Raw genomic sequence first — 15,565 nt, 5'->3', positions numbered from 1 at the left:
TGTCTTTTTTTATTAAGCTAATAATTAAAATTCCTTAATTAGTAAGTCACGCTTTCAATGTTATAGATAAATTAAATGAATCTTAATTCGCGTATCGTAAATATTAAGTTCATTATATTGTCACTAATTTTCAAAATGTATTAAATGCTAAATATTTAAGAACCTCTTATAATGATAAATTAGGTGAAGTAAAAGTGAAAAAACTAATGAATTTAGTCTTTAAATATAAAATGTTTCCAATTTTAATGGGAATCGTCAGTTTGTTTTTAGCTATAAGTGTTGTAGTGCAAAATATAAGTATTGCTGAATTTTTAAATCGTATTCTATATCATCATATGAATTCAATCATGCACTTACTTCTAGTGATTTTAATTGTACTTGTACTTAGAGCAACCTTAAACATGTTTAATTTACGTTTAGGTGACCATCTAGCATCGAAAGTGAAACATCAATTACGCGAACAAGTTTTATCCAAACAATCATCTATAGCAATAGGTTCGCAAATTAATATACTTACTGAAACAATTGACGGTTTAGCACCATTTTTTAAGAATTATTTACCTCAAGTATTTAAATCAATGATGATCCCTTTAGTGATTATCATAACAATGTGCTTTATTCATGTTAATACGGCACTCATAATGATTTTAACCGCACCGTTCATACCACTTTTTTACATTATATTTGGTTTGAAAACACGCGATGAATCGAAAGACCAAATGACGTATTTAAACCAATTTAGCCAAAGGTTTTTAAATATTACTAAAGGGCTTGTTACTTTGAAACTCTTTAGACGCACTGCTCAAGTTGAATCACAAGTTTATAAGGATAGTACACGCTTTCGTGATTTGACGATGAAGATACTTAAAAGTGCATTTCTTTCTGGTCTTATGCTTGAGTTTATTAGTATGCTTGGCATTGGTTTAGTTGCTTTAGAAGCGGCACTTAGCCTGGTAGTCTTTCAACATATTGACTTCAAAACAGCTGCAATTGCGATTATCTTAGCACCTGAATTTTATAATGCGATTAAAGATTTAGGGCAAGCTTTCCATACTGGTAAACAAAGTGAAGGTTCGAGTGATGTAGTTTTTGAATTTTTAGCTTCTGAAGATACTATTCGCAAAAATTCATCTGAAATCTTATCACATCAGTCACATCAAATTAAGATGACGAATGTTAACTATCAATATCCCAATACAATGAAATTAGCCATTCAAGATTTATCTTTAACGATAAGCCAAGGAGAAAAAATAGCGATTGTAGGACCAAGTGGTGCCGGAAAAACCACATTGGCTAAATTGTTAACTCAAATGTTAAATCCATTAGATGGACAAGTTACATTTAATGCGGATGTTAAAAACATTGGAATGCTTAGTCAGAATCCATATATATTTTCAGCGACAATTAAAGACAATATTTCAATGTTTAAGGAAATAGATGACGAACGTATCAAGCATGTCTTAGAATTAGTTGGTTTGAAAAACAAAGTGCAGTCTTTAGAGAAAGGGATATATACGCGTATCGGTGAGGGCGGTGAGATGATGTCTGGGGGTCAAATGAGACGTCTAGAATTATGTCGAGTATTAATAATGACGCCGGACATTGTCGTGTTTGATGAGCCAACGACAGGACTTGATCTTGAGACTGAAAAGGTAATACAACAAGCGATTGCACAACAATTTGCAAATACAACAATGATTATTATTGCACACCGTGATTCAACCATACGCCAAGCAACACGTCGCTTATATATTGATCATGGTCGATTAATAGAGGACGATCAACGCATTTCGGTGAACTTAAAAGAAGGTGATGATCTATTATGAAACCACAAATTAAATTTCGACCAGATAAAGATTTGATATTAGCTATTTTAACAGGTATCGCAGGTGGTTTGGTTGCTTTAGCTATGTTCTTTTTAAGTGGCTATATGGTAACTGAAAGTGCCTTAGGTGCACCATTATACGCTTTGATGGTTCTTGTTGTGTCAGTGAAATTATTTGGTTTTATGCGTGCTATTGCACGATATGGAGAACGATTGTTATCTCATAGAACGACATTTACAATGTTGCGAGATGTTCGGGTTCAATTTTTAAAAAAATTAATACCTAGAGTGCCCAATATTTATCGTAAATATTCATCTAGTGATCTACTCTCAAAAATGATTAGCAAAGTGGAAGCATTACAAAATATATATTTACGTGTATATTATCCACCTATTGTGATTGGATTTACAGCACTCATTGCGGCCGTTACATTAATTTATTTCAGTGTTGCACATGCAGTGATCATTGTTGTTAGCATGTTATGTACTTTGTGGCTTGTGCCGTGGTTAAGTGCCAAACGTGCACGTGTATTAAAAAAACAAGTGATGCTTCAACAGCAGGATACATTAACTCATTTTTTTGACTATAAAGAAGGATATGACGAGTTATCACGCTTTAATCAAACAGAAACATATAAGAAAAAAGTATTATCACAGTTAGAACAATATGACGAGATGCAAGCGAAAGAAACGAAATTCCTAACCATGTACGATTATGCTTTAAATTTAATAGCAATGATTGCATTATTTGCGACTTTAGCACTAAGTGTGCTTCAAGTTAAAGATGGCCAACTTAACGTTATCTATTTAACGAGTATCGTATTAATGATGTTAACACTATTCGAGCAAGCCGTACCGATGAGTAATTTTGCTTATTACAAAGCAGATACAGATGAATCTTTATCAAATTTAAATGAGATATTAAATGATTCAGTTGTGCCATCGAATGAACATTTAACGACGAAACAAGATAAGGTGTTCGATATTAACGCATTAACTTTCAATTATGACTTTCAAGAGACAGCCGTGTTGAAAGATATCAACTTATCCGTAAGTCAAGGTGAAAAAGTGGCTATTATCGGGCCTTCTGGTTCAGGTAAAAGCTCACTTTTGCAAATTATGAGTGGATTATATGATATAGAACAGGGCGAAACTTTACTTTACGGTCAAACGATTTCTAATATTATGGAAGCAGAACGTTACGAAGTATTAAATGTCTTATTGCAATCTCAACAAATGTTTGATGGAACGATTCGCTACAATTTATTTACAGAGGAATCGGAAGATGTAATATATCGCGTCTTACAAAGCGTAAACTTAGGACACCTAGATTTAGACCACCAATTATCACTAGATGGTAGTACGTTGTCAGGTGGGGAAATGCAACGTTTAGCATTGGCACGATTGTTACTTAAACCTTCCAAAGTTTGGTTGTTAGATGAACCAACCACCGCATTAGATGAAGAAAATACTAAGAAAATCATGAATTTGATTTATAGTTATGCCGAGACATTAGTAGTGGCTACCCATGATTTACAGCTATTACCAGCTTTTGATAAGATTATTGTCTTGATTGATGGCCAAATCATTGAACAAGGAAGTTATAAAGTATTAAGTCAGAGAGATAGTTATTTAAGTCGTTTACTTAACGAGAATAAATAAGCTAATTTTTAAAATTAAGATGAAAGTAAAACGAAAAACCTGAGATATCTATGAAGAAGACACCTCAGGTTTTTCGTTATTGATAAATATATGTGTAATTGATTTAAAACGAATAACTTTAATTAGCTTAGTATTAGCATGTCATTTTACTTTGTTTCAGTAAAAGCGTCGATGACTTTTCCTAATAGACGATTGAGCTCATGCACTTCATCATTACTTAAAGATGAAGCAGTTGCAACTTTTTGAGATGCATCGCTTAATTCGGGTTTGATTTTTTCGCTTTTTTCAGTAAGATGAATGAATACTTCTCGTTGATCAACTTCAGAACGTTCACGTTTGATAAGATCAACCTGTTCCATTCTTTTTAATAAAGGTGATACAGTACCTGTATCTAAAGCTAGTTCAGTCACTACTTTTTTAACGTTTACAGGTGATTCATCCCATAAAATACTTAGCACTAAAAATTGTGGGTAAGTAAGATTGTACTTTTTAAAGACTTTATTTGAATAGTAGCGATTCACTTGTCTTTGCGCATTGTACAAACTAAAGCATAGTTGCTCTTTCAAATTATGTTGTTCAGACATTTAAGTTCTCCTCCAGACTCCAGACATTCTATCCGCTTCTCTTTGTTTCGGATTAAATTTCGTCTATGTTGTATAAAATATAACTTGCAACACACTTCGTTTCAATGCCATGCTAAAATTAAAGTATGCTTAGATTTTAGAAGAAAATTCAATTTTAATCAAGTGTAATCTAAAATATATACATATATTATCAAATTCGAATATTTTTTAAATGGAAAAGAGATTTTAAAATGAAAAATATTAAAAATGAAAAAATATCTATTACAATAGTTAATGGCTTTTTAGGAAGTGGTAAAACTACATTTCTTAAACATTATATTAAGCAATTATTAAAAAAAGATGAGAAAATAACTATAATTATGAATGAATTTGGAAATTTTGATGTTGATAGTTTACTTGTGGGCGATGAGGTAGTTATAAAATCATTAGTTAATGGTTGTGTATGTTGTGATTTAAATAATGATTTAGTAAGACAAATAAAGTCGTTAATCAATCAACAGGAAACAGAACACATTATTATCGAAGCGACAGGTATTGCACACCCACTTGAAATATTTACAGCGTGTCAAGATCCTACAATAGTAAATGATGTTTATACACCAAGCATAATCGGTGTCGTAGATGCTCAAAGATTTTCACAAAAAAATACTTATAGTACATCGACAAACCATTTATTAGAAGAACAACTAGCTTATAGCGATACAATTATTCTCAATAAAACAGATTTAGTTGATGAAACGACACGTCATGATATTGAACTACAATTAAAAAAATTGAACCCGGATGCTTTAATGATTGTTACGACTTATAGTCAATTTGATTATAAGCAATTAAGATTTCCTACAAAAAATCAAACTTCTCAGATAAATGAGTATGCACATAAACACCATCATCATGGCATACAATCAATGAAATATACATTTAAATCACCAATTGATCGTCAATTATTTTATCAATTTATTATGCGATTACCAGATAATGTCCTACGTTTGAAAGGCTTTGTGACATTTAGAGATATGCCTGAAGCAATTTATGAATTTCAATATGCAATGGGACTGCCTGATTATGGCATTATTAATAAAGACCTGCCATTAACGATTGTGCTTATCGGTGAAGGATTAGATGTGAATCGCTTGCATAATCAATTAGATATGATTCAATTTACTTAACCTAATAAGTGTTGATACATTTTTGAAATAATGGTACAAAACAAACTGGGAATTAAGTTTGTCACAGATATGACACAGGACATTGACATGTTATGTTTTATAATGAAAATAGGAGGGTTCATGCATGAATAATGAAGATAAACGTACGAAACAAATTCGTTTTGAATTTAAGTGTATTACAATACCTTATATGGTTTTTGCAGTTATCGTGCTACTACTTAATATTTTTTATTCAAATATTAAAGTTACAATGACTTTGTTTGGTCTCTTTTTTGCATATAATTTAGGTATTTTATTTATAGCGTTTATTAATCGATATAAACGTACGTTAATTTTAACTTTAATCTTAACAATTTTAAGTGCAGCTATATTCTTTATATTGTTGTATGTTTTTGGACTTAATCGTGAAATTTTCGGTTAATCAATAAAATGAATAATGATTGGTAATGGCTTTGTAATAGTAGCAGTTCGTTACTATTGCAAAGTTTTTTATTTTGAAGAAGTATAAAAATTTAAAAAAGTGAAAATTTTGTGTAAAATTATAAGCTATCCAATTCAGTAAACGCTTTCTTGTTATACTAAAAGTGTATAACAAAGGGGAGTGGATTCTATGCAAAAAGAAGCTGAATTAAATAATAAGCATTCTAAAAAGAAAGAAAAAAGTTATAAGCCATTATGGATTATTATTAGCTTTGTCGTTTTATTTGCTATTTTAATTTTACCAACACCAGCTGGTTTACCAATTATGGCTAAAGGTGCTTTAGCCATCTTAGCATTCGCAGTTATTATGTGGGTTACTGAAGCAGTCACTTATCCTGTATCAGCTACTATGATATTGGGTTTAATTATATTAATCTGTGGTTTTAGTCCAGTACAAAAATTATCGGAAAGCTTGGGTAACCCAAAGGCAGGCGATAAAGTTTTATCTGGTGCAGACTTATTAGGCACAGGTAACGCTTTAACACATGCTTTCAGTGGATTTTCAACTTCGGCTGTAGCCCTTGTTGCTGCTGCATTGTTTTTAGCTGCAGCAATGCAAGAAACGAATTTACATAAACGTTTAGCGTTATTAGTGTTGTCAATTGCAGGTAACAAGACGCGTAACATTGTGATTGGTGCAATTTTAGTGTCAATTGTACTTGCGTTCTTTGTGCCTTCAGCAACGGCTAGAGCAGGTGCTGTTGTACCTATATTATTAGGTATGATTGCAGCATTTAAAGTATCTAAAGAAAGCAAACTTGCCTCTCTCTTAATTATCACAGCAGTACAAGCCGTTTCAATTTGGAATATAGGTATTAAAACTGCCGCTGCACAAAATATTGTAGCGACTAATTTTATCAATCAAAAATTTGGGCAAGATGTGTCTTGGGGTGAGTGGTTTTTATATGCTGCTCCTTGGTCAATACTCATGTCTGTCGCATTATTCTTTATTATGATGAAAGTCATGCCACCTGAACGTAAATCCATAGAAGGTGGGAAAGAATTAATTAAAGCCGAATTAGATAAACTTGGGTCAGTAACAGCAAGAGAATGGCGTCTTATTGTTATATCTGTCCTATTGCTTATTTTTTGGTCTACAGAAAAAGTGCTACATCCAATTGATTCAGCATCAATTACTTTAATCGCATTGGCAATAATGTTAACACCAAAAATTGGTGTAATTACATGGAAAGAAGTTGAAAAGACGATACCATGGGGAACAATTATTGTCTTTGGTGTAGGTATTTCGCTTGGTAATGTGCTATTAAAAACGGGTGCAGCACAATGGTTAAGTGATCAAACATTTGGATTAATGGGGCTTCAACATATGCCACTTATTGCTACGATTGCATTGATTACGTTATTTAATATATTGATTCATCTAGGATTTGCAAGTGCAACTAGCTTATCATCTGCCTTAATACCAGTCTTTATTTCACTAACAGCTACGTTACATTTAGGTGATCAATCTATTGGTTTTATCTTAATTCAACAATTTGTGATTAGTTTTGGTTTCTTACTTCCAGTGAGTGCACCTCAGAACATGCTTGCTTATGGTACAGGTACTTTTACAGTTAAAGATTTCTTAAAGACAGGTATACCTTTAACTATCATTGCTTATATTTTGGTCATTATTTTCAGCCTTACGTATTGGAAATGGCTTGGTTTAGTTTAAGATGATTGATTTCATTAGGATGTGCATTCACTAACCGTACTATTAATTTTTTCGAAAATGGGTAAAAAGTAAGAAGATTAAATACGGGAGTGAAACGATGAATATAGGTGTTATTCTCAATAGAGTGTTTCGAATAAATCATAATCCACTTTTTGAATATATCAATCAACAACGAGATGATATTGAACAATGTTTTCTAATTGTTCCTCAGGAAATATTTGATGAGGAAGGTACTGAAAAGAAAAAGAATTTTTATTATGGCGTATTACAATCATTTTTAAAAGAATTAAAAAAATACGATATTGAACCATTTTTAATAGAATACAGTGAACTAGGTGACTTCTGTTCAAATAATGATATAAACGAAATTGTCGTTGCTGGCGATATTATGAGTTATCATTTGGAAACGTATGATATTCGGCATTTAAAAAAAGCTTTTGAAAAATACGATATTAATGTTACGACTATAAGAGCAAATCATTATTTTAAACCAAGTGCCACAATGAATAAGCAAGGTGAACCCTACAAAGTCTTTACGAGTTTTTATAAAGCACACCGTTCTAGTTTAAGACAACATGATGGGTATCATTATAAATTGAAAGCGTTAGCTGAGATTTGTGTGAAGTCACAACAACAATTAAAAAAGGATTATGCCAAATATGGTCTGTCAGAACAGCAGGCCGTAACTTCATGGAACACGTTTTTAGACCAGGATATCCAACAATATGAGGAAAATCGCGAATATTTACCTGAAGTATTAACGAGTCAATTAAGCATTGTTTTAGCATACGGTTTGATTGATATTAAACAAATTATGACGCAATTATTAAATAGTTACGATGAAGATGAAAATAATACGGAACAATTTATTAGAGAGCTCATGTTTCGCGAATTTTATTATGTACTTATGACACAATATCCAAACACAGCTCATGAAGCTTTCAATGATAAATACAAATCAATAAAATGGCGTTATGATAATGATGATTTTAAACATTGGAGTGAAGGCGCAACTGGATATCCTCTAGTTGATGCCGCAATGGCCGAGTTAAATCAAACTGGGTTTATGCATAATAGAATGCGCATGGTTGTATCACAGTTTTTAACAAAGGATTTATTTATCGATTGGACTTGGGGTGAAGATTACTTTAGAAGAAAATTGATTGATTTTGATTCAGCTTCTAACGTACATGGTTGGCAATGGTCTGCCTCAACTGGGACAGATGCGGTTCCATATTTTAGAATGTTTAACCCAATAAGACAAAGTGAGCGTTTTGATAAAGATGCATTATATATCAAGAAATTTATTCCTCAATTTGATCATGTTCCGGCCAAATTGATTCACAATCCACTTAAAAATCAAGATAAACTTAAACAAGAAGGTATCACATTGGATGAGGATTATCCTAAACCAATAGTTGACCATAAAAGTGCTAGAGATTTTGTTATGACGACATTTAAAAATATTTAATAAAAACACCCTATTACATCGAAGTTGGGACAGGATTCAATACGAATTCGTCGACCAAGATTCGTCAATAGGGTGTTTATTTATAAATTATTTCAATACGAAAATACATAGATATACGGCTACGTATTCTAAGAATGTAATTAAGTACATGTATTTCAATCGAAGTTTAACATTTAATGGTACTCCCCAATTAGGATAGTGACGTTCATAATAAAATACTTGTACAAGAAATAAGCCTATCCCTAAAGGAAGAAACATAAGTAATATACTATGATTCATACTAAATCCTATCTTATGAAAGAAATGACCAATGACGAGTTGCAAAGCGATGATAACAATCAGTAAAAGTAAAATATTAAATATCATTTTGCGAGTCTAACTCCTTTCACAAAGATAAGAATAACCGTTTGAAGTAATACCATTAATAGAATAAAAGTAATGGTTTGCGTATTTAGAGATGAGACCACTTGATGAACGATGGTGAAACGCTTGGTAATTAAATGAACGGTATGAAATCTTAAAAAGCGGCCCATGTAGATGCCTAAGCCGTTTAACAACATTAATAGGATAATTAATGCACGGTTAAGCCACATTTTAGATGTAAAGTGCATTAAATTAATGAAAATAAGAACCATACAGTAAATCGCTAAAAATACACCTAATAATAAATAAGTGAAGTATAACCATTCGGTTAAATTAAGTTCTACATAAAAGTCAAATGTAAATTGATTTAAATGGATTAAATCCGTAAGCATATAAAATGTATTAGGTACGAGTAATACGAATATTAATCCGAATATAATAAACAGAGGCCATTCAAATTTTTTGTGAGGTTTAAATAATCGTAAGAGCAAACATAATTCAAAAGGGATATAAGCTAGAAATAAATTTAAACTCATAAAATTAAAAACGCGTGTTTCAAATAAAGAGATTGTGAATAGAATAATAAAATATACTCTTGCAATATAACGTGCAGTCATGTCATACACTACTTTCTTCAATAAATAATCATTTTTTAGTTAGTTAAGTTTTAATGATAAAGGTTCATTACATGGTACGCAAATAATTAAACCGATAGATTAAGTCACATACTGGAATAAAGTTTTATAAGTTAAAAGGAATATAATATAGATAGAGCTTAGAACAATCTTACTTGGTAGTTGAATAGAGTCCATTAATGAGTAAAGTGTTCTGTGAAACGTTGAGCCTGAGACATAAATAATATAATAATGTTATTTTGCAAATTCGCAGTAGCAGACTGAACTGAGAAGGCGTTTAAATTAAGCATTTCTCAGTTCTAGTCATGGGGCCCCAGCAAAGAGAATTTCACAAAGAAATTCTACAAGCTAAGCAGGTTGGGGTTCGGGGCCCTCAACACAAAAAATCACGAAAGTGATTCTACAAGCTAAGCAGGTTGGGGTTCGGGGCCCTCAACACAAAAAATCACGAAAGTGATTCTACAAGCTAAGCAGGTTGGGGTTCGGGGCCCTCAACACAAAAAATCACGAAAGTGATTTTACAAGCTAAGCAGGTTGGGGTTCGGGGCCCTCAACACAAAAAATCACGAAAGTGATTTTACAAGCTAAGCAGGTTGGGGGTTACGACGAATTTAAAAAGAATTCTGTCCCACTCCCGAGAAGTGTTTTAAAAAAGCTATGAACTAGAAATATATTAATAAACTGCCAACAATGTTGAAAACGTTGTCGACAGTTTCAATGTATATGAGATTAGGGTCTTAATAAATTAAGTCCAGTTTCATCATCGTGTGTACGGTTAATGTCTAAGTTTGTCATCGTTATCACTATTTCTGCTGTTGCAGAAACAACCGCTTTAGTTAAATGACCACTTAAAGTTTGAAAATCACGTGTTCCAAATGTTCCGTGTAAATGCGCAAATGGCACGTCATCAATATGAGAAATATTGCCTAATAGGCTGGTTAATTCTAGCGGTTCATAAATTTCACGTGCCTCATATTTTTGAGTGTCTAAATTATAAAAGTTGAGGGTTACCTTATCACATGCACCTATACCACTAATAGAACCGAATTTCATATTTTGCTCAACAGCGAATTGAGTAAGTACTTCTACAATATCCTCGCCTTTGTCTAAAACTAAAAGAAAGGTATGTTCGTCTTTTTGAAATTTCATAAATTTCACCTCAAATTGTTTTGTTAATTTCATTATACTAAGGAATAAGTTTAATTGCTTAGAATTTAAAATTCACTATTGTAATATAGAAGAGGAATAGTATACAATGTCACAATATTATGCAATTTTCAACTTTATAAAGTAGGTTTTTATGTATTAGTGAACTATTATAAAACATCTTTATTTTGAAAATATTTCGCATTTAAAATTTATTAAATTTTTGAAAAGAGGTGGCAACATGAGAAAACAATTATTCACATTATACTTTAATATCTTTTTAATTTTTGTTGGAATCGGTCTGGTGATTCCGGTACTGCCTGTGTATTTAAAAGATTTAGGATTAAAAGGTAGTGATTTAGGCGTATTAGTAGCGGTTTTTGCCTTATCTCAAATGATTATTTCACCGTTTGGTGGGACCTTAGCAGACAAATTAGGTAAAAAATTAATCATCTGCATCGGCTTAGTCTTATTTGCTATTTCTGAATTTTTATTCGCTGTAGGCCATCAATTTTCAATACTTATCGTTTCAAGAATTTTAGGTGGTTTCAGTGCAGGTATGGTTATGCCAGGTGTAACGGGAATGATTGCAGACATTTCGCCCGCTAAAGACAAAGCGAAGAATTTCGGCTATATGTCAGCTATTATTAATTCAGGGTTTATACTCGGCCCAGGCATTGGAGGATTTCTTGCGGAGTTCTCACATCGCGTTCCATTCTATTTTGCAGGAACATTAGGTGTGCTAGCATTTATTATGTCTTTAATATTAATTCATAACCCACGTAAGGAAACAACGGAAGGCTTCCATTCGCTTGAACCAGAAGTATTGACTAAAATTAATTGGAAAATCTTTATAACACCAATCATCTTAACACTAGTGTTAGCATTTGGGTTATCAGCATTTGAAACACTCTTTTCACTTTATACTTCTGAGAAAGCGAATTACACACCACGTGATATTTCAATTGCGATTGTTGGTGGTGGTGTAGCGGGTGCCGTATTCCAAGTATTCTTCTTTGATAAATTTATGAAATATATGACCGAATTAACATTTATTATATGGTCTTTACTATATTCAGCAATTGTTCTAGGCCTATTAATTTTGTCACATAGTTATTGGACAATTATGCTTATTAGTTTTATTGTTTTTATCGGTTTTGATCTTATTCGACCAGCACTTACGAATTATTATTCGAATATAGCAGGTAATCGTCAAGGTTTTGCCGGAGGATTAAACTCCACCTTTACTAGTATGGGTAACTTTGTCGGACCGCTAGTAGCTGGGGCTTTATTTGACGTGAATGTAGAATTTCCATTGTATATGGCTATTGTTGTGATGCTATTTGGTATTTTAATTATTTTTGTTGAAAAGGCACTGCAAATCAACCGACGTCGCAAGCGTTCTACAAAATAGAATAAAAATTAATGTTAAGCAATAGTAAAAATAAAATTATTAAGATAATTAAATAACATATTAAGGTAAGGCTACGAAATTTTTATGGAAAAAACGATTTCGTAAACTTACTTTTTTTACATTTAAGTTGTCACTATGTAACAATATAAAGACGTTCAGTAATATAACTGTTACAAAGATTACAATTATTTTAAATTGTAGTCTACCTAATTATTTTTACTCTATTTGTATGTTAAGATAAATAAAAATTTAGAGAGAAATGTGGGTAAGGAGATGAACTTTAAAAACATACTTTTAGGTATGGTAGCTGTAATTTTATCTATTTGTTTAGCATTTTTATTATTTATTGCAACTAATCAAAATGCATTAGCCAAAGTACACCAAACGATTTCTACATTTTCAAAAATGAACAATGTATCATCAATTGAAAAAACGTTAAATATTACTATAAATAATACAGCTAAAGCCTCTGAAAAAGACGCAAGTGAACGTAAAGCAGAAGTTCGATACAATAAAGTTGATATCAATAAAAATAGTCAAACTAAATCACAATATTCATCAGAAGAATGTAAAATCATCGCACAGAATTATGCCGAAAGCAAATACGGTAAAAGAACAAATATCAATCCAACAAATGAAACAAATCAAAATATAACTTATATGATTGAACCGAATAGCGGTTATCATAACAATGAAATTTCCGTTGATAAAACAGGTAAAATTGAAACAATGGTAAATAGCGGAAAATGATTGCGCCTTTTCTTATAATAGAGAAGAGCGCTTTTTTTAGTGATAAATGATTTAAGTTATTGAATGAGGTGAACGACAATGAAACATAAAAAAACTAACGCAATGCGTATGTTAGATAGAGCTAAAATCAAATATGAAGTGAATACTTATGAAGTTGGCGATGAACATATGGATGGTGAAACAGTTGCTAAAATGGTCGGCGCCAATGTAAACGATGTATACAAGACATTAGTGTTAGAGAATAGTAATCATGAGCACTTTGTTTTTGTCATTCCAGTAAGTGCGTCGCTTGATATGAAAGCTGCTGCACATGTAGTTCATGAAAAGAAACTTCAACTTATGCCTTTAGATTATTTGAAACAAGTTACTGGTTACGTTCGTGGTGGATGTTCACCAGTTGGAATGAAACACTTGTTTACAACTACGATTGACCAAACTGCTTTATCAAGAGATAAGATTATCGTTAGTGGCGGGCAACGTGGTATGCAAATTGTCTTGCAATTAGATGATTTGCTTACAATTACAAAAGGTCAAACAGCAGATATTATTCAAAAATAACAATTTATTGACAGATATTACATTAATCGTGACAGTGCGTGTAATATCTGTTAATTTTTAGATGAAATGAATGTTTTTGATTGTTTTTGACAATTTGTGATTGAAAAATGTAAGCGTACACATTATAATGTGAATTGAAGTGGGGTGGTCAAAATGATTTCTGAAAAAAGGCATGATTTGATACTTCAGGAATTAAAAAGCAAAGATTTTTTAACACTCCAAGAATTAATAGAGCGAACAGGTTGTAGCGCTTCAACAATTAGAAGAGATTTATCAAAATTGCAACAACTAGGTCGACTTCAACGTGTTCACGGAGGGGCAACTTTAAACAGTAACAGAAATAATGAACCTATTTTATCTGATAAATTATCTCAAAATTTGAAAGAAAAAAGGAAAATCGGTCAAATAGCAGCAAGATTAATTCAAGATAATGATTGTATTTTTATGGATGCTGGATCATCAACATTTGAAATGATTCCATACATAAAAGCACAAAATATCGTTGTTGTAACTAATGGACTAACGCATGTTGAGAAATTACTAAACCAAGGCATTAAGACATTGATGATTGGTGGACAAGTAAAGGAAACAACATTCGCTACTGTCGGAGCAAGTGCACTTGAAACATTAAGCCGCTATTGTTTTGATAAGGCCTTTTTAGGAATGAACGGTCTAGATTTAAAATATGGATTAACCACTCCAGATGAAAAGGAAGCTTTAATCAAAGAAAAAGCAATGCAACAGGCTAATCAATCGTATGTGTTACTTGATCATTCAAAATTAAATGAAGTTTACTTCGCACATGTACCGATCAATGGTCATCAAGTAGAAATGATTGTGACCGAGAAAGTAATGGCGCATAAACGTTTTAATCAATATAAAGAGAAATATCAATTTCTAGGAGGTTAGTCATGATTTATACAGTGACTTTCAATCCATCAATCGATTACATCATGTTTACTGATGGATTTGAATTAAAAGGGTTAAATAGAGCTACATCAACATATAAATTTGCAGGTGGTAAAGGCATCAATGTATCACGTGTCTTAAAAACATTAGGTGTACAATCGACTGCGCTAGGGTTTGCGGGTGGATTCCCAGGTGATTTTATAGCTAATGCTTTAGAACAAAGCGACATAAAAACAAATTTCATCAAAGTAGATGAAGATACTAGAATTAACGTCAAACTTAAATCAGGTGAGGAAACGGAAATTAATGCGCCAGGACCAAGCGTGACAGCAGCACAGTTCCAAGCATTATTAAATCAACTTAGAGAGACAACAAATAGCGATACAGTGATTGTTGCAGGTAGCGTTCCTAAAAGCATTCCGAGTGATGCATATGCACAAATTGCACAAATCACGCAACAAACAGGTGCTAAATTAGTTGTCGATGCAGAAAAAGATTTAGTTAATACCGTATTAGAGTACCAACCATTATTTATCAAACCTAATAAAGATGAGTTAGAAGAAATGTTTAATATGACGGTTCAAAGCGATCAAGATGTAGTTAAATATGGTCGTGAAATTTTAAAAGATGGTGCGCAGTCCGTCATCATCTCTTTAGGTGGCGACGGTGCGATATACATTGATAGCGAACGTAGTATTAAAGCTCAAAACCCTAAAGGGCAAGTCGTTAATACGGTCGGTTCAGGAGACAGTACTGTTGCCGGTATGGTAGCAGGTCTTGAATCTGGCTTATCACTTGAAGATGCATTCCAACAAGCTGTTGCTTCTGGGACAGCAACGGCCTTTACTGAAGATTTAGCAACGCTTGAAGATATAGAAAAAATCAAATCGCAAGTTACTATTACAGTACTTGATGGGGAGTGAA

15 protein-coding genes are annotated in these 15,565 nt (G+C 32.4%); 11 read left to right on the top strand and 4 right to left on the bottom strand.

The window, feature by feature from the left end:
- Positions 1–194 precede the first annotated feature (194 nt).
- Both HYI43_10235 and HYI43_10230 read left to right on the top strand, forming a co-directional pair.
- Complete coding sequence (locus HYI43_10235; GenBank protein UDI78914.1) at positions 195–1,826, top strand: ABC transporter ATP-binding protein/permease; 1,632 nt, start codon at positions 195–197, stop codon at positions 1,824–1,826.
- Positions 1,823–3,487, top strand: a complete 1,665-nt coding sequence (locus HYI43_10230; GenBank protein ID UDI78913.1) for an amino acid ABC transporter ATP-binding/permease protein — start codon at positions 1,823–1,825, stop codon at positions 3,485–3,487. The genes HYI43_10235 and HYI43_10230 overlap by 4 nt, the downstream gene beginning before the upstream one ends.
- A 146-nt stretch (positions 3,488–3,633) precedes the next feature.
- Here the strand turns inward: HYI43_10230 and HYI43_10225 are convergent, their stop codons facing one another.
- Positions 3,634–4,071, bottom strand: coding sequence for a MarR family transcriptional regulator (locus HYI43_10225; protein ID UDI78912.1), 438 nt, complete (start codon positions 4,069–4,071; stop codon positions 3,634–3,636).
- Between the two features lie 230 nt (positions 4,072–4,301).
- Here HYI43_10225 and HYI43_10220 point away from each other — a divergent pair, with 230 nt between their 5' ends.
- The 4 genes from HYI43_10220 (at position 4,302) to HYI43_10205 (ending at position 8,866) form a co-directional block, all read left to right on the top strand.
- Positions 4,302–5,240 carry a GTP-binding protein gene (locus tag HYI43_10220; GenBank protein ID UDI78911.1) on the top strand — a complete coding sequence of 313 codons (939 nt, stop codon included), beginning with the start codon at positions 4,302–4,304 and terminating at the stop codon, positions 5,238–5,240.
- Positions 5,241–5,364: 124 nt separating this feature from the next.
- Positions 5,365–5,661, top strand: a complete 297-nt coding sequence (locus HYI43_10215; protein UDI78910.1) for a hypothetical protein — start codon at positions 5,365–5,367, stop codon at positions 5,659–5,661.
- A gap of 189 nt (positions 5,662–5,850) precedes the next feature.
- On the top strand, positions 5,851–7,395 hold the full coding sequence (locus HYI43_10210; GenBank protein UDI78909.1) for a DASS family sodium-coupled anion symporter: 1,545 nt from the start codon (positions 5,851–5,853) through the stop codon (positions 7,393–7,395).
- Between the two features lie 97 nt (positions 7,396–7,492).
- The gene (locus HYI43_10205) at positions 7,493–8,866 is read left to right on the top strand and encodes a deoxyribodipyrimidine photo-lyase (protein UDI78908.1); all 1,374 of its coding nucleotides are present in this window, start codon (positions 7,493–7,495) and stop codon (positions 8,864–8,866) included.
- An 87-nt stretch (positions 8,867–8,953) separates the two neighbouring features.
- Here the strand turns inward: HYI43_10205 and HYI43_10200 are convergent, their stop codons facing one another.
- From HYI43_10200 to HYI43_10190, 3 genes are all read right to left on the bottom strand, one after another.
- Complete coding sequence (locus HYI43_10200) at positions 8,954–9,232, bottom strand: hypothetical protein (GenBank protein ID UDI78907.1); 279 nt, start codon at positions 9,230–9,232, stop codon at positions 8,954–8,956.
- Positions 9,229–9,846 carry a DUF1361 domain-containing protein gene (locus HYI43_10195; GenBank protein ID UDI78906.1) on the bottom strand — a complete coding sequence of 206 codons (618 nt, stop codon included), beginning with the start codon at positions 9,844–9,846 and terminating at the stop codon, positions 9,229–9,231. The genes HYI43_10200 and HYI43_10195 overlap by 4 nt, the downstream gene beginning before the upstream one ends.
- A gap of 747 nt (positions 9,847–10,593) precedes the next feature.
- Positions 10,594–11,013 (bottom strand): DNA-binding protein, encoded by a 420-nt coding sequence (locus HYI43_10190; protein ID UDI79300.1) that lies wholly within the window; start codon positions 11,011–11,013, stop codon positions 10,594–10,596.
- Between the two features lie 238 nt (positions 11,014–11,251).
- On the opposite strand from HYI43_10190, the gene norA reads away from it, so the two are divergent.
- The 5 genes from norA to pfkB all read left to right on the top strand — a co-directional run bounded on the left by norA (position 11,252) and on the right by pfkB (position 15,564).
- On the top strand, positions 11,252–12,424 hold the full coding sequence (norA, locus tag HYI43_10185) for a multidrug efflux MFS transporter NorA (GenBank protein ID UDI78905.1): 1,173 nt from the start codon (positions 11,252–11,254) through the stop codon (positions 12,422–12,424).
- A gap of 273 nt (positions 12,425–12,697) precedes the next feature.
- Positions 12,698–13,174: a hypothetical protein gene (locus tag HYI43_10180; protein ID UDI78904.1), complete on the top strand. Its 477-nt coding sequence runs from the start codon at positions 12,698–12,700 to the stop codon at positions 13,172–13,174.
- Between the two features lie 78 nt (positions 13,175–13,252).
- On the top strand, positions 13,253–13,732 hold the full coding sequence (gene ybaK, locus HYI43_10175) for a Cys-tRNA(Pro) deacylase (GenBank protein ID UDI78903.1): 480 nt from the start codon (positions 13,253–13,255) through the stop codon (positions 13,730–13,732).
- A 153-nt stretch (positions 13,733–13,885) separates the two neighbouring features.
- Positions 13,886–14,641, top strand: coding sequence for a DeoR/GlpR transcriptional regulator (locus HYI43_10170; GenBank protein UDI78902.1), 756 nt, complete (start codon positions 13,886–13,888; stop codon positions 14,639–14,641).
- A 2-nt stretch (positions 14,642–14,643) separates the two neighbouring features.
- On the top strand, positions 14,644–15,564 hold the full coding sequence (gene pfkB, locus HYI43_10165; GenBank protein ID UDI78901.1) for a 1-phosphofructokinase: 921 nt from the start codon (positions 14,644–14,646) through the stop codon (positions 15,562–15,564).
- The last annotated feature ends 1 nt before the right edge of the window (position 15,565 follow it).

Origin of the sequence: Staphylococcus taiwanensis (assembly GCA_020544305.1) — a bacterium.
Taxonomy (GTDB): Bacteria; Bacillota; Bacilli; order Staphylococcales; family Staphylococcaceae; genus Staphylococcus; species Staphylococcus taiwanensis.
The sequence above is the reverse complement of the archived record's forward strand: the minus strand, read 5'-3'. Positions and strand labels throughout refer to the sequence as shown.